Source organism: Citrobacter sp. TBCS-14 (genome assembly GCF_005280805.1).
Taxonomy (GTDB): Bacteria; Pseudomonadota; Gammaproteobacteria; order Enterobacterales; family Enterobacteriaceae; genus Citrobacter; species Citrobacter gillenii.
In genome coordinates, this window is record NZ_SZWM01000430.1 from 1 (window position 1) to 483 (window position 483).

Here is a 483-nt window from a genome sequence, read left to right on the forward strand (position 1 = left end):
ATATTCTTAACCAAAAATTCGTTACACTTGAATATCAAACAGAGATTTTTCAGGTATATGCTGATTTAGCTTTAGCAGACATTACAAAGACAGAGGGTTATGGCAAGAACGGAACTTTCAGCGAAAAGATAACTTTTGATATAATTACAAAGTGGTACACTTACGAAAACTTAACTTTCGATATGGTTCAAAATGGTAAAGTTATTTCTGGAAAGTCTAAAATTTATGGCGGAACAGCACCAGGATACTATAAGTATGTCAAAGGAACTTCTTACACTTATTATGGAGAAACAAACATAGAGCGTTTAAGTCGTTGGGATATAAAAGACGAAATATTTAGTTTTATGGGGATATTATATCCGAAACTACCTAAAACACCTACTGGAGTTAGATTTTTAGACGATATTGGAAATGAATATACTGCAATTGTGTTTAAGACGGAACAGGTACAGAATTATATTTTAATCAATACAGATGTAAATG

General features: G+C 31.7%; 1 protein-coding gene. It reads left to right on the forward strand.

All coding sequences use genetic code 11. The features are described 5' to 3' along the window. A partial coding sequence (locus tag FDX22_RS15915; RefSeq protein WP_186805334.1) for a phage distal tail protein domain-containing protein occupies positions 1-483 on the forward strand: 483 nt, incomplete at both ends.